Here is a 19,073-nt window from a genome sequence, read left to right as displayed (position 1 = left end):
TGAGACAGCCGGAGGCCGGTTGTCAGAGCTTGAGGTGGAGGAAGCTGAGTCCCGGGTACAGCGCGAAGAGCACGGTCACGGGCAGGGTCAGGAACACGATGGGCACCATCATGTAGATCTCCTTCTTGCCGCCCTCCTCCATGAGCGTGCGCCGACCGTCCTCGCGGACGTCCTGGGCCTGGGCCCGGAGCACCTCGGCCAGCGGCGTGCCCCGCTCGACGGCGACGACGATGCCGTCGACGAAGCGGGTCAGGCTCATCAGCCCGGTGCGGTCGGCGAGCCCCTGCAGCGCCGTCGGCAGGTTGGCGCCGGCCCGTGCATCGGCCAGGCACCGTCGCAGCTCGTCGGAGAGCTCCCCGTGCGACAACCGGCAGACACGCTCCAACGCGCCGACGGCGCCCTCCCCCGCACTGACCGCGAGCGCGAGCAGCTCTGCCACCGTGGGGAACTCGGTCAGCATGCGCGCCTCACGACGGGCAGCCGCCCGGCTGAGGAGGTAGTCACGGCCCGCGACGCCGCCGAGGACGCCGACAAGAACCATCGAGACCAGGACCGGAAGCGGGAAACGGCGCTGGGCCACGGCGATCACGGCGGTGAAGAGCAGTCCCACGAGGGCACCGACCGCCCCCGACATGACCTGCTCGGCGCGGAAGCGGTCGACGTCGGCCGGCTGCCCTGCCCGCAGCTGACGCCGCGCGACCGAGGGGGCCCCACCGAGGGCCGAGCCCACCCCCGCGCCGAGCTTGGCGACGTAGGGCGCGAAGAGCTCGCCGAAGCCGAAGGGCCCGCGGGGCGGTGTCGGCCTCGACAGCAGCGTGGACGGTCGCGGCGTGTCACGCAGGTAGGGCTCGAGACGGTCGTCGAGCGTGGGTCGCCGGTTGACCGGCAGACCGGCGAGGACAAGCGCGATCCCTGCGAGCAGCAGCACACCGGCGCTGGCACCGACCCACGACCAGCCCTCTCCGAGAAGACTGCTCAGACGCGACGAGAACCCGTTCACCGCAGCACCCGCTCTTCCTCAGGAAGTCGGCCGATCCACACCATGGCCCGGTAGGCCACGATGCACAGGCCCGCCCCGACGGCGAGGACCGCCCAACCGGTCGGCGAGGAGTAGGCCGCGAGGGAGCTGCCGTTCAGCGCGAGCAGGCCGAGGATCACCCAGGGGGCGCCGGCCGCGAGCCGGGCCGCATTGACCGTCCAGCTCTGTCGCGTCTCGAGCTCGGAGCGGGTGCGGGCGTCCTCGCGCAGGAACGAGGAGAGCGTGCGGAGCAGCTTGCCGAGGTCGCTGCCGCCGACCTCGCGGGCGATCCGGAGGGACTCGACGATGCGGTCGCCGACGGGGTCGCTGAGCCGGTCCTTGAGCCGGTCGAGGCAGTCGTGGAAGCGGCCGGTCGTGCGGTAGTCCTCGGCGAACGCCGCGAAGGCCGGCCGGAGCTCTGCCGGGCCGCGCACCGCCAGCTGCGACAGGGCTTCGGGCAGCGCGAGCCCGGCGCGCACCCCGGACGTGATGTTGTCGACGACGTCGGGCCACAGGTCACGAAGCTTGTTGCGGCGCTTGCGCGCCCGCATCCGCACGAGCGAGAGCGGTACGGCCCCGGCCATCAGGCTGAAACACAGCGCGATGGGGACCACGCGGGTGAGAGCGAGCACCATGACGAAGGCGACGACGAACAGCACGACAGACCCGAGCACGACGTTGGCCGGGGTCACCGACGAGTAGCCGGCCTGGGTCAGATGGTCACGCAGCTCGACCATGAAGCCGCCCTGCCAGGTCCGCTCCCGCTCCACCTCCTGAGGCCAGAACGACCAGTAGATGAAGAAGACGCCGGCCGCGAAGAGGAGGCCTACGAACAGAGGCGAGATCACGGGTCCACCTGCGCCAGAAGGGCGGCCACGTCGTAGCCGGCCCGCTCGAATGCATCGCGGTGCGGCGGGAAACCGTCGGCGCGGCGCAGCGCTCCCCCGCGCGTGACGAAGAGGTCGGCGATCTCGATGACGTCGCCCTCGGCCCGGCCGGGGACGGCCACGACCTCCCGGACCCGTCGGACGCCGTCGCGCTCGAGGGCGACGTGCACGACGATGTCGACGGCCGCGGCCACGGTCGGCACGACGAAGCGGCTCGAGACGTTCTCACCGGCCAGCAGAGGGAGCGTGCACATCTTCGTCACGGCCTCTCGGGCGCTGTTGGCGTGCACGGTGCACATGCCGGGAACGCCACTGTTCAAAGCGATGAGCAGGTCGAGGCTCTCCTCCTGGCGCACCTCCCCGACGATGATTCGCGACGGACGCATGCGCAGCGCCTCCTTGACGAGACGTCGCAGCGGGACCTCGCCGGTGCCCTCGAGGCTGGGCTGGCGACACTGCATCGCTGCCACGTCCCGCTGTGGGATCTTCAGCTCGAAGACCTCCTCGCACGTGACGATGCGCTCGCGCGGCGGAATGGCGGCGGCGAGGCAGTTGAGCAGCGTCGTCTTGCCCGCCTGCGTGCCGCCGGCGACGAGGACGTTGAGACCGCTCGCCACCGCCGCCTCGAGGAACGTCGCCGCCTGGCGGGGCATCGTGCCGAGGCGGACGAGGTCGTCGAGGTGGTCGGCCTTGACGACGAACTTGCGGACGTTGACCTGCCAGTGGGCGCGGCTGATATCCGGGATGACGACGTGCAGCCGGGAGCCGTCCGCCAGGGTGGCGTCCACGAAGGGGCTGCTGAGGTCGACGCGGCGACCGCTGCTCTTGAGCATGCGCTCGACGAGGTCGCGCACCTCATCCGCCGTGAGGATCGTCGGGGTGAGCTCGGCGATGCCGCCACGCGCGATGAAGACCTTGGAGGGCTCGTTGATCCAGATCTCCTCGACGGCCGGGTCGTCGAAGTACTGCTGGAGCGGACCGTAGCCGGCCACGACCGCCAAGATCGAGTGGACCGCGAGCCGCTGGTCACCGAGTGAGGGCAGACCACCGTGCAGGGACCGCTCGTCGTAGTCCTGGACGGCGTCCTGGACGAGCCGTCGCACCGCCTTCGTGTCGCTCGTCGGGTCGAGACCCGAACGGCGGATCAGCTCGCGGACCTCGCCCTCGACGTGGCGCACCGCTTCCTGTGTCGACATGCCCATCCCCTGAACCCTGTGAGTTGCTTCGCCCGACATCCTGCCCGGACTCCTGCGGTCTGGCGCGTTCAAGCTAAGCCACCAGACCCGGGGCACGATCTCGTCATCCACAGGTCCGGTCTCGACCGCCTTGTGGGAGAGCCGGTCCCCGCAGGTCGGCGAGCCGAGGACCGGGCACCGTAGCCCTCGCCCGGCGCATCTCGCTGCGTCCGTCCACAGCTGTGCACGGACTGCTCTGTCCTGCAGCCGCAGACCGTCTCATGGAGGCTCCACGACAAGGAGACTCCGGTGCAGCTGACCATGACCGTCATCGACACGAGGCGCCCGTCCGCACCGCGTCACGTGCTCGTCGAGGCCGCCTCGGGCACGCGCTTCGAGGACGTGCGGTCGCAGCTGTCCGATCTCGTCGGCGTGTCCGGCTGTGCGTTCCGGACCGAGGGGCGACCGGTGACGGACTCCGACGTGCTGGGGGCTCCCCCGCTGCTGCGCGGAGTGCTCCTGACGGTCGCGCGCCCTGACGACCCCCCACCGACCGGCGCCGGCCGCGGTGCGGTGGAGCTGCGTGTGGTCGGTGGGGTCGGCGCCGGCCGGGTCGTCCGTCTCGGCAGGGGTGAGCACGTGCTGGGCCGCGCCGCGTCGGCCGACGTGCGTCTGGACGACCCCGGCGTCTCCCGCTCGCACGCCGTCGTCGAGGTGACGTCCGAGGGCATCACCGTGCGCGACCTCGAGCCGACCAACAGGTCGCGGTTGGACGGTGTCGAGCTGCCCTGCGAGGGCGCACCCCTGCGCCTCGGCCAGCACCTCACCCTGGCCTCCACGACCTTGGTCCTGGGGTCTCCCGACGTCCGCGCGGGCTACCACGAGGTGCGCGACGGGGAGGTCCACATCCACCGGCAGCCGCGCTTCCGCGACCGGACCACGACGCAGGTCGTGAGCTTCCCCGAAGCACCGAGCCGGCCGGACCGCCACCGGATGCCGTTGCTCGCCTCGGTCGCGCCGGTGGTCGTGTCGGCGGGGCTCGCGCTCGCCCTGTCCTCGCCGACGCTGCTCCTCTTCGCCCTGCTGTCACCCGTGATGCTCCTCGGCCAGTGGTGGAGCGACCGGCGGGCGGGACGCACGTCCTACCGTCGGTTGGTTCGCGACCACGCGGCAGCACTCGAGAGCGCGCGCTCCGACCTCGCCCGTGCTGCCGTCGCCGACGCCGCGCGTCGTCACGACGCCCAACCCGACCTGAGCCGGCTCGAGGCGGTCGTGCGCCACCGCGGCACGCGCCTCTGGGAGCGACGACCGGGGGACGACGACCATCTCCTCCTCCGGGTCGGTACCGCCACGCAGGACGCCGACGTCCAGGTCGAGGGTCCGGCACCTGACGGGCTGCCACGCGTCGAGCGGCTTCCGGCGCTCGTGGATCTCGCCACGTCCGGCATCGCCGGAATCGCCGGCCGCCGCGACCACACCATCTCCGTCGCGGGTGCCCTCGTCGCGCAAGCGGTGACGTGGCACACGCCCCGCCGGCTCGGACTGCACGTGCTGACGGACACGGAGCACCATGTAGCGGACTGGGCCTGGACCACCTACCTGCCGCACGCGCGGAACGACAGCGCGTCGGGCGCCCACGTGGTCGGGGGCGCAGCGGCGGTCACGCAGCACGTGGCCGCGCTCAGGACGCTCGTGGACAGCCGTCTCGTCGCAGCCGAGGCCCCGTCGGGCCGCAGCTCTCGCCCGTCGCCCGACCTCCTCGTCGTGCTCGACGGGGCCAGCGCGATGCGGGCCTTCCCGGGAGTGGCGGAGCTGCTCACCGATGGCCCCCGAGCAGGAGTCGCCTTCATCTGCACCGATCGCGACATCACGTCGCTGCCCGCCGAGACACGGGTGTCGCTCGACATCGGCGAGAGCGGGGAGGAGGCGATCCTCCGCGAGGACGGCCACACCCTGCCCGACGTCGTGCCGGACCTGCCGTCCCCGGGATGGCTCGAGGCGGTGAGCCGCGCGATGGCCCCCTTCGTCGACGCCACCCCGGAGACCGGTCAGGCCGCCGTCCCTCGCGAGGTGTCCTTCGTCGACCTGCACCGCGACGCCGGGGTCGAGCCGTCCACGGCCGACGGGCTCGTCGAGTCGTGGACGCGCAGCACGGCGCGTCCGGTCGCGCTGCTCGGTCGAACGTCCGACGGCCACCTCACGCTCGACCTCAGCGCCGACGGACCGCATGTGCTCGTCGGGGGCACCACGGGGTCCGGCAAGTCCGAGCTGCTCCAGGCCCTCGTGACCGGTCTCGCCGTGAGCAACCGGCCGGACGAGCTCGGTCTCGTCCTCGTCGACTACAAGGGCGGTTCCGCGTTCAGTGACTGCGCGAGGCTGCCCCACACGGTCGGACTCGTCACCGACCTTGACGCGCACCTCACCGCCCGCGCCCTCACCTCGCTCGACGCCGAGATGAAGCGACGCGAGCGGCTCTTCGCCCGGGCGTCCGCACGCGACCTCGACGGCTACCGCGCGGCAGCTTCCGTATGCCGTGAGCTGCCACCGCTGGCCCGGCTCGTCATCGTCGTCGACGAGTTCAAGGCCCTCGCCGACGAGTTCCCGGACTTCATCACCGGTCTCGTCCGGGTCGCGGCCCTCGGGCGCTCCCTGGGGCTGCACCTCGTGCTGGCCACGCAACGCCCGGCGGGCATCGTCTCGGCGGACATGCGCGCCAACGTGGCGTGCCGCATCGCGCTGAGGGTGCGCGACCGCGCCGACAGCGAGGACGTCGTCGACGCGGCCGACGCCGCGTCCCTCGATCCCCGAGCGCCCGGACGGGCCTGTCTGCGCCGGGGTGACGGCGGGTTGACGACGGTGCAGACGGCCTACCTCGGCCGGCCGCTGCCGGACGCTCCCGAAGTGGCAGGTGCGCCAGGCGCGGCCGATGCGAGCCGCGTCGTCGTGCACGACGTGTCACTGCCGTTGCCCGGACCGACTGACGAGGCCGGTCACGGGGCGACCGCCCGTCCGACCGAGCTCGAGGCGGTCGTCGCCGCCGCGCGCGATGCCGCACGTGTCCTCGGCATCGACGCGTCGACGCCGCCCTGGTTGCCTCCGCTCCCGAACGCGATGGCCGCCACCGACCTGCGTGCCGTCGCGATCGGCGACGCGGTCCCCCTCGACGTGGACGGGGTGCCCCTGGGGGTCGTCGACGTGCCGACCCACCAGCGCCGCGAGCTCTTCTGCTGGAGCCACGGCGAGCGTGGCCACCTCGGCATCGCCGGCGGCCCGCGATCGGGTCGGTCCACGGCGCTGCTGACCCTGGCGCTGGAGCTCGCCGCGAGCTCGGTGACGCAGAACCTCCACGTCCACGTGCTGCAGGGAGCCGCGGGACCCTGTACCGCCCTCGCGCCGCTCCCCCACGTCGGCACGGTCACCGACGGCGCGGACCCGGAGCCGGCGCGTCGGCTCATCTCGCGTCTGCTCCGGCTCGTCGACGGCGACGAGACCGGCCCCGCTCGCACCGTCGTGCTCGTGGACGGCTGGGAGTCGCTGGAGGAGTCGCTGTCCCGCATCGACCACGGCGCCCCGGTCGACGACCTGCACCGGCTCCTGCGCGACGGTCCCGCGGCCGGCGTGCGGTTCGCCGTCACCGGCGGACGGGCGATCCTGTCCGGACGGCTTCCGGGGCTGCTCGAACGCCGTCTGGTGCTGCACATGCCGGACCCACTGGACCTGACGCTCGCCGGCATCGCACCGGCCCTCGCCGCCACGGCCCGGCCCCCGGGCAGGGCGATCGACCTCCAGAGTGGGCACGAGCTGCAGCTGGCCCTCGCCGGGGACGACCCGCAGGCCCCGATCGCCGAGGTCGTTGCTCGCGCAGCGGAATCCGGCCTGGCGGCGCACGCCGGTCCCGGCCCGTCAAGGCCGGCGCAGCAGTCACGGCCGTGGCGGATCACTGCGCTCCCGGAGCGGGTCGGGCACGACGTCCTGCCGACCGGATGTCCCGGTGTGTGGCTCGGGCTCGGCGGTGACGACGCGACCCCGACCGAGCTCGGGGTGAGGCCCGGCCACGGCCGAGTGCTCGTCGCCGGGCCACACCGGTCCGGACGGTCGTCGACCCTCGCCACCATCGCGGAGGGTCTCGTGTCGCAGGGACGACACGTCGTCGTCGTCGCCCCTCGTCGCTCGGTCCTGTCGGTTTGGGCGACCGTCCGCGAGTGCCTGCAGCTGACCCAGCTCGACGCGGAAGACCTCATCGCAGCCCGACGGGCCGACCCGGACCTCTGCGTCGTCGTCGACGACGCGGAGCTCGTGGACGGCAGTCCGGTCGAGCAGGCCCTCGTCGACCTCGCCCGGCTCGTCGACGACACCGACGGCGCCATCGTCGTCGCCGCGGAGCTCACCCGGGCCAACGGCGCCTTCCGCGGCCTCGTGCCGGAGATCGCGCGCGACGGCTTCGGCGTCCTGCTCGGCGCCTCGACACCCGCCGACGGCGACGTGCTCGGGGTCCGGCTCCACCCCGAGACGGTCCGCAGACCGGGCCGCGGACACCTGATCGTCGACGGTCACGCGACTCCCGTGCAGGTGGCGCTGCTCGACCCACACCACGCGCGACCTGTCCCGTCGGTCCGAGACCAGAGCGAGCGCAGAGAAGCCTGCTGACCCGGACCGCGACACCGAGGCGAGGCCTGATGTGACGCCTGATGTGACGCCGGACGGGCGCCACCCTCGATCCGTCCGTCGCTCCGCCCCTCCCGCGTCGCGGACCACGCGGACACGTGACCCGCTGCTCTGCCACCCTCGTGTCAGCACCCACGCTCGAGGAGGACCCGAATGACCCGCGGCGCCCGTGAGATCACCCTGCGCTTCCTCGCCGCGCCCACCGACGCCGGCTACTCCGGCACCGTCGGCGGCGGCCGGGTCCTCGAGTGGATCGACAAGGCCGGCTACGCCGCAGCCGCGGGGTGGAGCGGCACCTACAGCGTCACGGCCTACGTCGGCAACGTGCGCTTCACCCGCCCCGTCGAGGTCGGCGACCTCGTCGAGGCGACCGCCCGGGTCATCCACACCGGCACGACGAGCATGCACATCCTCGTCACCGTCTCGGCGGGGAACCCGCGCGAGGGCGACCTCCGGCCGACCACCGACTGCATCATGGTCTTCGTCGCCGTCGACGAGCACGGCAAGCCGACGCCCGTGCCCCAGCTCGTCCCCGAGGACGACGACGACCGTGAGTGGCAGGAGAGCGCCGTCAAGCGCATCGCGCTGCGCACCGAGATCGCCACGGCGATGGCCGCCCAGACCTACAGCGACGCCGGCACCGCACCCCGAGTCGTGCTCCGCTTCCTCGCCGCACCGACCGACGTCAACTGGGGCGGCAAGGTGCACGGCGGCATCGTCATGCGCTGGATCGACGAGGCGGCGCACGTGCTTGCGACCCGCTGGACCGGCTCGGCCTCCAACGTCGCGGTCTACGCCGGCGGCGTCCGCTTCTACCGCCCGCTGCGCATCGGGCACCTCGTCGAGGTGGAGGCCCGCCTGCTGCTCACCGGGACCTCGAGCATGCACATCAGCGTCCACGTGCGGTCGGGCGACCCCGCCACCGGTGAGCTCGAGCTGACGACGCACTCTCTCATCGTCTTCGTGCCGCTCGACGCCGAGGGCAACGCCGTGGCCGCCAAGCCGTGGACTCCGGTCAGCGACGAGGACGTCGCGCTGCGCGACCACGCCCGCCTGCTCGTCGAGATGCGCAACCGCGTCGACGCCGAGCGCCACATCCCCTGACGCACGCACGGCGCGGGCCTGCGGCGAGCGCCCGACCCGACACGCGGCGTTCACCCGATGGCCACCGGAGCAGCACCCGCACCTTCCCCCGGCGCTCCTAACGTCACAGGTGGTTCCCAGCCGCGCCGACCAGAGGGGCGCGGCGGACTCACCTCGCCGAAGGAGCACCCGCGTGACCCCCAAGCTTCTCCCCCTGATCGCCACCCCGCGTCACGGCTCGCGCAGCCGCATGACGTGCCACTACCGCTGCAACAACGCCTGCGACGCCCCCGTCCCCAACGAGTCGGCCAACCCCGCGATGCGTGACCTCGTCGAGGGCGCCCTCGCCCGCCGCTCGCTGCTCAAGGGCAGCGCGATCGGCGCCGGGGCCCTCGTCGTCGGCGGCCTCGCCACCGCCGCCCCCGCCGCTGCCGCCGGCGCACCCGCTGCTGCCGCCGCCCGCGGCCGTCACACCGGTGACGTCAGCCGCGCCGCCTTCACCCCCGTCGCCCCCAACCGGGCCGACGCCGTGACGAACGCGCCGGAGTTCACCCACAACGTCGTCATCCGCTGGGGCGACCCCGTCGAGGCCGGCGCGCCCCGCTTCGACGCGCACGCCCAGACGCCCGAGGCCCAGGCCAAGCAGTTCGGCTACAACAACGACTACGTCGGCGTGCTGCCGCTCAGCGGCCGCCACGCCCTGCTCGTGACCAACCACGAGTACACCGACGAGAACCTCATGTTCCCGACCGGCGAGTACGACGACGCGACGACCAAGAAGATAGCGATGGCCGCGCACGGCATGGCCGTCGTCACCATCGAGCGCGGCCGTGCCAAGGGCTCGTGGATCCGCTCGGACCACCGCAAGGCCCGCCACAACCGCCGCATCACCGTAAACACCGAGTTCGCCTTCCACGGCCCGGCTGCCGGGCACGAGCTGCTGCGCACCGCCGCCGACCCGACCGGCACGAAGGTCCTCGGCACCTTCGGCAACTGCGCCGGCGGCACGACCCCGTGGGGCACCGTCCTGTCGGGCGAGGAGAACTTCAACGGCTACTTCGACGCGAGCGGCGCCGTCGACCCGGCGAACGCCACGTCGTTCAAGCGCTACGGCCTCGCCACCGCAGCCGCGACGAACCGCGGCTGGTCGAGCGTCGACGAGCGCTTCGACCTCAGCAAGCACCCGCACGAGGCCTACCGCTTCGGCTGGGTCGTCGAGGTCGACCCCTACGAGCCCGACTCGACGCCGGTCAAGCAGACGATGCTCGGCCGCTTCAAGCACGAGGGTGCCAACGTCACGATCTCCGACTCCGGCCACGCCGTCGCCTACATGGGCGACGACGAGCGCGGCGACTACCTCTACAAGTTCGTCTCCGCCGACCGCTTCCGCAAGGGCAGCTCCCGGGCCGCTCGGGCGCACAACAAGACCCTCCTGACCAAGGGCACGCTCTACGTCGCGAAGTTCACCGGCGACGGCACCGCCGACGGTGAGTTCGACGGCGCGGGCACGTGGGTCGCGCTGACCTCCGACACGACGTCCTTCGTGGCCGGCATGAGCGTCGCCGACGTGCTCGTCAACACGCGCCTGGCCGCCGACACCGTCGGCCCGACGAAGATGGACCGCCCCGAGGACGTCGAGCCCAACCCCGTCAACGGCAAGATCTACGCCGCCCTGACCAACAACTCCGACCGTGGCGTGAAGTACCCGACGGACGAGACCAACCCGCTCGCCTCGAGCATGGTCCGGGCCAGCCTGGACGCACCGCTCACGAGCAAGTCGGGCAACCGCAACGGCTACGTCCTTGAGCTCACCGAGCGCGGGAACGACCACACCGCAACGACTTTCACGTGGGACCTCTTCCTCGTCTGCGGCGACCCCGCAGCGCCGGAGACCTACTTCGCCGGCTACGACAAGTCCAGGGTCAGCCCGATCAGCTGCCCCGACAACGTTGCCTTCGATGCCGCCGGCAACCTGTGGATCTCGACCGACGGCAACGTCCTGGGCTCGAACGACGGCCTCTTCCGGGTGCCGGTCGCCGGCCCCGACCGCGGTCGCGTCGAGCAGTTCCTCACCGTGCCCTTCGGTGCCGAGACGTGCGGTCCCCTCGTCACCGAGGACCAGCTGTCGGTGTTCGTCGCCGTGCAGCACCCCGGTGAGACCGACGGCGCCACCTTCGAGACGCCGTCGAGCACGTGGCCGCACACCGACGGCTTCCCGCGACCGAGCGTCGTCGTGTCCTACCGGAGGTGACGACGCGGTGTCCCGGCGGCCCGTCGGGCGCCGGGACACCACCGTCCGCACCGGCTCGGCACCAACAGGGGGTGCCGGGCCGTCGTGCGTCCGAGGGCGTATGCCGTTCAGCGGGTGCGCGTCGGGAGGTGCGTCCGCGGGGCCATCCTCGGCCCGCGACGCGGCCGGTGCTGACCGGCGAGACCGAGCAGGTGCTGCACGCGGTAGCGGTGGCCACGGTAGGGCTCGAGCAGCTCGGCGAGCCCCTCGTCGTCGACCGGGGTCCCCGTCAGGGCCCACCCGATGTCCTTGGCCACGTGGTAGTCGCCGAACGACACGGAGTCCGGGTCACCGAGGGCCCGCTGCGCCACCTCCGCCGCGGTCCACACCCCGATGCCCGGCAGGGCCCGCAGGCGACGGTGCGCCTCGGCGACCGACACGCGCGCACCCTCCTCGAGCCGGCCGGCATACCCCATCGCCCGCACGACCGTGCGCGACCGGGCGCCGTCGACGGAGGCCTGCAGCCACGCCCACGACGGGACGGCCGCCCACCGCGCGGCGGTCGGCGGGGCCATGAGCCCCGGGAAGGGCCCGGGGGCCGGCACGCCGAACCGGCGCACGAGCACCCGGTAGCCGGAGAACGCCTCCTGGCCGGTCACCTTCTGCTCGATGACGGCCGGGACGAGCGCGTCGACCACGAGGCCCGAGCGCGGCACGCGCCAGTGCGAGAAGCGGCGCCACGCCTCGGCGACGACGTCGTGGTGCGGCTCGAAGCCGGTGGGGTCGTCCTCGTCGCCGAGCAGCGCGGGCACGGCCTCGAGCAGCCACGACGCCCCCGGGCCCCACGCCTGGGCGAGGACCTCGGACTCCCCCGGTCGGCACACGAGGTGCAGCGTGCCGACACCCTCGGGCGTCTGGGCGGCCCGGGTCACGGTGCCGTCCTGGCCGAAGCGCGAGGTCGGGTCGCCGGCACCGCGACGGAAGACACCGAGCTGGGCCCGCAGCGCGATCTCGCGGTCGCTGCGCCAGCGTCGGGTCGAGGGTTCGGGCACCACAACATCCTCGCCTACACTCGGCACCGTGTTGACCGGGACCTCGTCGTCCCGGTCGACGAGCGACTCACACCCGCACGACCGACAACGGCACCACCTGACGTGAGTGCCCGACCGGCCACCCCGGCCGACCGACCGGAAACGAGGAACGATGGCCCGCGAGACGAGCCGAGACCGCCGCGAGCGCGTCGCCGAGATGCAGGCGGCCCAGAAGAGAGCCGAGCGCCGTCGCCTCTTCGTCGTCATCGGAGCCTGCGTCGCGGTCATCGCCATCATCGGCGCCGCCGTCGCGTGGGCGATCATCGGTGAGCAGAACAAGAAGGACCAGGCGCTCGCCAACATCAGCGGCGACGTCGCCGCAGCCTCGTGCGACCCGGTGACCAACGACCCCGCGAGCGGCTCGAGCGACCACGTCGGTCCCGGCACCGACAAGCCGAGCGTCACGAAGGTCGAGTACTCCACCGTCCCGCCGTCGAGCGGCAAGCACTTCGCCGTGCCCGCCGTCGACTCCCGTCGCGTCTACACCGTCGCCGACGCGCCCCAGATCGAGACGCTGGTGCACAACCTCGAGCACGGCTACACGATCCTCTGGTACGACCGCTCCGTCGAGAAGGAGCAGGCGGCCGCGTTCCAGGCACTCGCCACCAAGGTCAACGCCATGAAGGAGTCGGCCAACAAGTTCCTCATCAGCCCGTGGGACCCCGCCTACGGCGCGTTCCCGGCCGGCAAGAAGTACGCCCTGTCGCACTGGTCGGCCGACGTCGACCAGGCGACCGGCAAGGTGTCGGGCCAGATGGGTCACCGCCAGCTGTGCGGCGGCCTCAACACCACCGTCGTCGAGGACTTCGTCAAGAAGCACCCGTGGAGCTCGGCCCCGGAGCCCGGAGCCGCCTGAGCACCGCGCACGCACGACACGCAGACCCTGAACGGCCCGCGGTGACCCACCGGGGGCCGTTCTGGCTCTCCGGGTTAGCCTGCCGACATGGCCATCACCGGTGAGTACGTCCCGAGTCCCAGCGCGTGGGTGCGCAAGCAGGTCGACACGATCGAGCGCACCGGCACGACCGACTCCGTCGACATCATGGGCCTGCCCGTGGTCCTGCTGACCATGCAGGGGGCCCGCACGGGGGCCGTGCGCAAGGTGCCGCTCATGCGCGTCGAGCACGACGGCTCCTTCGCGGCGGTCGCGAGCCAGGGCGGTGCCCCGACGCACCCGAAGTGGTACCACAACCTCCTCGCGCACCCCGACATCGAGCTGCAGGCCGGCACCGAGACCTTCCCGGTCCACGCCCGTGAGCTCGAGGGTGACGAGCGGGCGCAGTGGTGGGAGCGCTGCGTGGCGGCCTTCCCCAGCTATGCGGAGTACCAGACCAAGACCGACCGGCTCATCCCCGTCTTCGTCCTCGAGCGCCGCTAGCCCGACCACCTCGGTCGGGCCCGGCTGCGCGGGCGTCAGGCCGCGAGGTCGCGCTCCTCGGCGTGCCGCTCGCTGATGAGGTGGTGCGACCGGGCGTAGAGCCAGCCACCGAGGGCCGCCAGCACGTCGACGATGGTCACGATGAAGCGCGACATGATCGCGACCGCGGCGGCCGCCGGGGTCGGGATCGCGGTCGAGAGGATGAGCGTCAGCAGCCCCTCGCGGGCGCCGAGGCCGGCCGGCAGGACGATCGTGAGCATGCCGAGCGAGACCGACAGGGCGTAGCCCGTCATCGCCGCGGTGGTGAGGTCCGGGTGCGGGGCGCCGGTGCCGGCGACCGCGCGAGCCAGCAGCAGCGTGTGGATGCCGAACGAGATCCACACGAGGACGAAGGTCGCGACGGCCCGCAGCACGGCACCGGCGGACAGGCCGTGCTCGAGCGGCTCGCGCTTCAGCGTGCGCAGCATCCGGTCGATGATCGCGTTGAGCAGCCGTGGGACGCACAGCACCACGAGGATCGGGATGCCGAGCAGCAGCCACCAGTCGAAGCCCGAGGACCCACGGGTGACGAGGAAGGACGCCGCCGGCAGGCCGACGAGCAGCCCGGTCAGCAGGGACAGCCCGAGTGCGAGCAGCCCCGTGACCGCCGTGCGCCGACGCGGCACCTTGAGGTGGCTCGCGATGTCCGCCTGGACGAGCACCGACCACAGCGAGCCCGGGAGGTACTTGCCGAGCTGACCGACGAAGTAGACGCCGGACGCCGGGGCGAGGTGCAGGTCGGAACCGAGGTCGCGCAGCAGCGTCTTCCAGCCGATCATCGTCAGCCAGGTGCCGACGGCGGCAGCGAGCGTGGACCAGAGGAACGTCGACCACGAGATCTCGTCGAGGTGCACCGAGACGTCGGCCCAGTTGCGCGCGACGGCGTAGACGACGGCAGCGAGGGTGACGAGCGCGATGGCCACGCGGAGGACGGTGAGGATCTTCTTGCGGGTCATGTCCGCCCCATCATCGCAGTCGCACGGGGGTGCTCAGCGCCGTCTCAGGCTGAGACGCACGAGGCCGTATGCCGCGTCGTCGGCGCGCGCACGTGACGCCGCCTCCCGCATCCGCGCGTTGACGTCGCCGTCGAGGTCACCGATGAGCACGAAGCCGAGGTCGTGGGCGCGGGCGAGGATGCCGCGCACGTCGGCCGGGCCGACCGCCCCCTCGGCCGCACGCGGGCCGATCGGGATCGTCAGGACGAGCAGCCCGCCCGAGCGCAGCGCCCACGACGCCTGCTCGAGGACGTGGTCGACGTCGTCGGCGTCGCAGCCGCTCGGGTGGATGCGCACGATGACGTCGAGCGAGCCGGTGTCGACGTCGAGCGCCGCCACGCTCGGGTGCGACCCGGTGAAGTCGATCTCGACCGGCGCGAAGCCGACGGCCCGGGCCCACCGGGACAGCAGGGACCGCGTGCCGCCCTCGTCGACGATGACGGCGCTGCGCCGGCCGTCGTCGCGGACCCGCAGGATCGCCGCCAGCGCCCCGAGCGCCGCCCACGCGGAGACGCTGTCGAGCGACCGCGGCAGCCCGAGGATGCGCGAGAGCCGGCGGGCGTCGTCCGCCTCGTCGGGCTCGCCGAGCACGTCGGTCGCGAGCACCCAGTCGGGCAGGTCGTCCGGGCGTAGGGTCACGAGGGGGCGCCGTGAGGCGACGGCCCGGGTCACGGTGCGCCGCACCCGTCCGGCCGCGTGTCGTGCCGCGCCCGCGACGACCCGCGCCTGTCGGGACACCGGGCCCCGGCCGGGGTCGAGGCCGCCGTCGTCACCGTCGCCGTCGCCGTCGTGGGGATCGTCGTCGTCCACGCCGTCCTCGGGACCGTCACCGGAGTGCGGGCCGGGGGTGACGGCATACGAACCCGTGTCACCGAGCAGCACGCTCTCGTCGACGGAGAGCGCCTCGAGGGTGCCGAGGTAGTGCGCCCACGGGCCGGAGAGGTCCGGCGTCTGCACGCCCTCGGCGAGGCGCCGGCGCACGTCCGGGTCGCCCAGCCGACGCAGCGCGCCCGCCAGCGCACGCTCGTCCTCGGGCGGCACGAGCAGGCCGTTGACGCCGTCGACGACCTGCTGGGAGAAGGGGGCGATGTCCGAGGCGAGCACCGGCAGTCCGTGCGCGTGGCCGAGGATGACGTTCTGCGACGCGGTGGCGGAGCGGTACGGCAGGGCGAGCACGTCGTGGTCGGCGAGGAGCGCGGCGAGGGCATCGGCGGGCACGTAGCCGTCGCGGATCTCGACGCGGCCCGCGAGCGCCGGGTCGGACGCGAGCCGGCTGATGACGCCGCGGTTGGCCCCCCAGATCTCGCCTGCGATGGTCAGCGTCACCTCGGGGACCGAGCGCATGGCCCGCAGCAGGACGTCGATGCCCTTGTACTCACGGATCAGCCCCAGGGCGAGCAGCCTCGTGGGACCCGGCCGCGGACCCCGGGCGATGGGGTCTCCCCCGGGCAGGTGTGGCGGCAGGTCGGCGACGGACACCCGGCGCGCCCCGAGGTCGTGCGCGACCCGCGCCTGATCGGTGCTGTGCACGAGGACCGAGTCGACACGGGCGAAGAGAGCGGCCATGAGGCGGGCGTCGCCGACGTGCGGCTCGTGCGGGAGGACGTTGTGGCACACGACGACCGACTGCGGCCGCGGGCCGGCCAGACCCGGCACGGCCCCCGCTGCACGAAGCAGCGCGAGGTGGGCCGGCACGACCGCGGGCATGACGTGGACCACGAGGATCGCGTCGACGTCGCGCAGGCGCCGCCCGGCGCGCACCCACGTGTCGGGGCGGGCCCAGCTGAGGGCACGGATCGTGCGTGGGAACGGCGGGACCTCGGGGAGCCCGTCGGGCACCGACGCGTCCGCGTGGTGCAGCTTCGAGGGGTAGAGGTGGGCCCACGACACGAGCGTGACGTCGTGACCGGCGTCCGCCAGGTGGTGGGCGAGCATCGTCGTGTGCGCGGCGACCCCGCCCTTGTGCGGGTGGGTCGGGCCGACGATCGCGATACGGAGCGCAGCGGAGGCCGTGGAGGCCGTGGAGTCGTCGGCCTCGGGCACGGACCCGAGGTGGGATGCGGCTCCGGGAGCCCCGGAGGACTGGTGGCCCCGCAACGGGGAGCCCTGTGACAACGCGTCCGTCATGGTGCTCCGACTCTAGTTGCCGGCGTCCGCCGTGGCGTGTGCTGCCGTGCGAGCCTCGCGTGTCGGGTCCGGGGCGCCGACGCCTCTACGCTGGGGGCCATGCAGAACGAGGACGTGTGGCTGGTCGTGCCGCTGTACAACGAGGCCGCAGTCATCGCCGACGTCGTCCGCGAGGCACGCACGGTCTTCCCCAACATCGTGTGCATCGACGACGGCTCGCGCGACGCCTCGGCCGACATCGCCGAGCAGGCCGGGGCGGCCGTGGTGCGCCACCCGGTGAACCTCGGCCAGGGCGCTGCGCTGCAGACCGGCTTCGAGTACGCCCTGGGTGACCCGGCCATGCGCTACGTCGTGACCTACGACGCCGACGGCCAGCACCAGATCCGCGACGTCGAGGTCATGCTCGAGCGCATCCGGCAGGGCGACGTGCGGGTCGTCTTCGGCTCCCGCTTCCTCGACGAGCGCACCGAGGCCTCCCTCGGCAAGCGGCTCGTCCTGCGTGCGGCCGTGACCTACACCAACGCCACGACCGGGACCCGCCTGACGGACGCCCACAACGGTTTGCGCGTGCTGCACCGGGACGTCGTCGAGAAGCTCGACATCACCCAGAACCGGATGGCCCACGCGTCCGAGATCGTCGCCCAGATCGGCTCGATGCGCTTCGACGGCGCGAAGGTCGCCTACGCGGAGGAACCCGTGCACATCCTCTACACCGACTACAGCAGGGCCAAGGGCCAGTCGCTGTGGAACGCCATCAACATCCTGGCGGAGCTGATCTGGCGATGAGCCGACAGAGTGTCATCCAGATCCTGCTCATCCTCGCGACCGTCGTCATCGCGTGGCGGCTGCTGGCCGGCAGCGGTCAGCGCACGCAGGCGGTGCGCCGTCTCGGGCTGCTGCTGCTGCTCGCGCTCGTCGTCTACTCGATCATCGACCCGAGCAAGACGTGGACCAACCTCGCCAAGACGCTCGGCGTCGGCCGCGGCGCCGACCTCATCCTCTACGGGCTCGCCGTCGCCTTCCTCGGCTTCGTCGTGACGACGTACAAGCGCTTCCGCGCCATGGAGACCCGCTACACGCGCCTCGCCCGGCGGATCGCCCTCGACGAGGTGCCCCCGGCGTCCGAGCACGTGAAGTCGACAGGTTCGGCTGCCACACTGTCCGGCGAAGTTCCTCCGTCCCCGAGCGTGAAGGCAGCCGATGCCGACTGATCCGAGCACTCCTCGCCCCGGCCGCGACGACGCCTACGTCGTCGACACCCGGCGCCGCCCGAAGCGCGCCGGTGCCGGCAGCGACGTCGACGTCGTCGACACCCGCGAGGGTGGGGGCCGGCGCGGTGGTCCCGGCGACATCCCCGAGCGCGAGCCGCGCTACCGCTGGCGCAAGGGACGCACGGTGCTCATCGCGCTGCTCGTGCTGCTCCTCGCGTGGATCGGCTTCATGGTCTGGGTGCCCATGCAGGCCTGGGGCTCGGTCAACAAGGTCGACAACATCCCCGACGGCGAGCGACCCACCGACACCTCGGGCTACAACTACCTGCTCGTCGGCTCCGACAGCCGTGAGGGCCTGACCAAGGAGCAGCGCAAGAAGTACGCCACGGGCAACGCGGCCGGCAACCGGACCGACACGATCATGCTCGTGCACGTCTCCGAGAGCGGCGGCAAGCCGGTCATGGTCTCGCTGCCGCGCGACTCCTACGTCCCGATCCCGGGCCACGGCTCCAACAAGATCAACGCCGCCTACTCCATCGGCGGCCCCAAGCTGCTCACGAACACCGTCGAGCAGGTCACCGGCATCCACGTCGACGGCTACGTCGAGATCGGTCTGGGCGGCTTCGCCGCCGTCGTCGACAGCGTCGGCGGCGTCGACCTCTGCGTCGCGCGCGACATGAAGGACAAGCTGGCCGGGATCGACCTCAAGAAGGGCTGTCAGACGCTCGACGGCGGCAACGCCCTCGGCTACGTCCGCTCCCGCCACGAAGACCCGCTGGGCGACATCGGCCGCGCCGCCCGCCAGCGCCAGTTCCTCGGCGCGCTCATGAAGAAGGCCGCGACGCCGTCGACCGTGCTCATCCCGTGGCGCTACAAGAGCTTCGCCGACGCCTCGGCGGCCGGCCTCGCCGTCGGCACGCAGACCGGGATCATGGACGCCGTGCGGGTGCTCCAGGCGATGCGCGCGGTCAGCAACGACGAGGGCCTCTCGCTCTCGGTGCCGACGTCGAACCTCGCCTACCGCACGAGCGGAGGCGCCCTGGCGGTCAAGTGGGACACCGAGCGCGCCAAGGCACTCTTCTCAGCCCTGAAGAACGACGAGCCGCTGACCGAGCCGCCTCCCGGCACGACGGTCGAAGGAGCGAAGAACAGCTGATGCTGCGCGTACCGACGG

At 72.6% G+C, this 19,073-nt stretch carries 14 protein-coding genes; 8 read left to right on the top strand and 6 right to left on the bottom strand.

Going from position 1 to position 19,073, the window contains the following annotated elements:
* Positions 1-22 precede the first annotated feature (22 nt).
* From U5C87_RS11660 to U5C87_RS11650, 3 genes are read right to left on the bottom strand one after another with little or no spacing between them, the layout of a single operon-like run.
* Entirely contained in the window at positions 23-1,000 is a 978-nt protein-coding gene (locus tag U5C87_RS11660; RefSeq protein ID WP_330472759.1) for a type II secretion system F family protein, read from the bottom strand.
* A complete protein-coding gene (locus U5C87_RS11655) occupies positions 997-1,863 on the bottom strand; it encodes a type II secretion system F family protein (RefSeq protein WP_330476684.1) in 867 nt (288 codons plus the stop codon). The genes U5C87_RS11660 and U5C87_RS11655 overlap by 4 nt, the downstream gene beginning before the upstream one ends.
* Positions 1,863-3,101, bottom strand: a complete 1,239-nt coding sequence (locus tag U5C87_RS11650; protein ID WP_330472758.1) for a CpaF family protein — start codon at positions 3,099-3,101, stop codon at positions 1,863-1,865. The genes U5C87_RS11655 and U5C87_RS11650 overlap by 1 nt, the downstream gene beginning before the upstream one ends.
* Positions 3,102-3,389: 288 nt before the next feature.
* Here U5C87_RS11650 and U5C87_RS11645 point away from each other — a divergent pair, with 288 nt between their 5' ends.
* The 3 genes from U5C87_RS11645 (at position 3,390) to U5C87_RS11635 (ending at position 11,079) form a co-directional block, all read left to right on the top strand.
* Positions 3,390-7,727, top strand: coding sequence for an FtsK/SpoIIIE domain-containing protein (locus tag U5C87_RS11645; protein WP_330472757.1), 4,338 nt, complete (start codon positions 3,390-3,392; stop codon positions 7,725-7,727).
* A 171-nt stretch (positions 7,728-7,898) separates the two neighbouring features.
* A complete protein-coding gene (locus U5C87_RS11640) occupies positions 7,899-8,849 on the top strand; it encodes an acyl-CoA thioesterase (RefSeq protein ID WP_330472756.1) in 951 nt (316 codons plus the stop codon).
* Positions 8,850-9,021: 172 nt separating this feature from the next.
* Positions 9,022-11,079 (top strand): PhoX family protein, encoded by a 2,058-nt coding sequence (locus U5C87_RS11635; protein ID WP_330472755.1) that lies wholly within the window; start codon positions 9,022-9,024, stop codon positions 11,077-11,079.
* A 107-nt stretch (positions 11,080-11,186) separates the two neighbouring features.
* Here U5C87_RS11635 and U5C87_RS11630 read toward each other — a convergent pair whose 3' ends face one another.
* Positions 11,187-12,113: a DNA-3-methyladenine glycosylase family protein gene (locus tag U5C87_RS11630; protein ID WP_330472754.1), complete on the bottom strand. Its 927-nt coding sequence runs from the start codon at positions 12,111-12,113 to the stop codon at positions 11,187-11,189.
* A 148-nt stretch (positions 12,114-12,261) separates the two neighbouring features.
* Between U5C87_RS11630 and U5C87_RS11625 the strand changes: the two genes are divergently transcribed.
* Entirely contained in the window at positions 12,262-13,005 is a 744-nt protein-coding gene (locus U5C87_RS11625; RefSeq protein WP_330472753.1) for a DUF3105 domain-containing protein, read from the top strand.
* An 87-nt stretch (positions 13,006-13,092) separates the two neighbouring features.
* Positions 13,093-13,527 (top strand): nitroreductase family deazaflavin-dependent oxidoreductase, encoded by a 435-nt coding sequence (locus U5C87_RS11620; protein WP_330472752.1) that lies wholly within the window; start codon positions 13,093-13,095, stop codon positions 13,525-13,527.
* A gap of 35 nt (positions 13,528-13,562) precedes the next feature.
* Here U5C87_RS11620 and U5C87_RS11615 read toward each other — a convergent pair whose 3' ends face one another.
* Entirely contained in the window at positions 13,563-14,522 is a 960-nt protein-coding gene (locus U5C87_RS11615) for a lysylphosphatidylglycerol synthase domain-containing protein (RefSeq protein ID WP_330472751.1), read from the bottom strand.
* A 33-nt stretch (positions 14,523-14,555) separates the two neighbouring features.
* A complete protein-coding gene (locus tag U5C87_RS11610) occupies positions 14,556-16,688 on the bottom strand; it encodes a glycosyltransferase family 4 protein (RefSeq protein WP_330472750.1) in 2,133 nt (710 codons plus the stop codon).
* Positions 16,689-16,787: 99 nt separating this feature from the next.
* Here U5C87_RS11610 and U5C87_RS11605 point away from each other — a divergent pair, with 99 nt between their 5' ends.
* The 3 genes from U5C87_RS11605 to U5C87_RS11595 are packed head-to-tail and all read left to right on the top strand — an operon-like array spanning position 16,788 to position 19,055.
* Positions 16,788-17,474 (top strand): glycosyltransferase family 2 protein, encoded by a 687-nt coding sequence (locus U5C87_RS11605; protein ID WP_330472749.1) that lies wholly within the window; start codon positions 16,788-16,790, stop codon positions 17,472-17,474.
* Positions 17,471-17,899, top strand: coding sequence for a DUF2304 domain-containing protein (locus tag U5C87_RS11600; RefSeq protein ID WP_030203017.1), 429 nt, complete (start codon positions 17,471-17,473; stop codon positions 17,897-17,899). Before U5C87_RS11605 ends, U5C87_RS11600 begins: the two co-directional genes overlap by 4 nt.
* Positions 17,889-19,055: an LCP family protein gene (locus U5C87_RS11595; RefSeq protein ID WP_330472748.1), complete on the top strand. Its 1,167-nt coding sequence runs from the start codon at positions 17,889-17,891 to the stop codon at positions 19,053-19,055. Before U5C87_RS11600 ends, U5C87_RS11595 begins: the two co-directional genes overlap by 11 nt.
* Positions 19,056-19,073 lie beyond the last annotated feature (18 nt).

The sequence above is a fragment of the Terrabacter sp. C0L_2 genome, from assembly GCF_036352015.1.
Taxonomy (GTDB): domain Bacteria; phylum Actinomycetota; class Actinomycetes; order Actinomycetales; family Dermatophilaceae; genus Terrabacter; species Terrabacter tumescens.
This window is presented reverse-complemented; position numbering and strand designations above follow the sequence as displayed.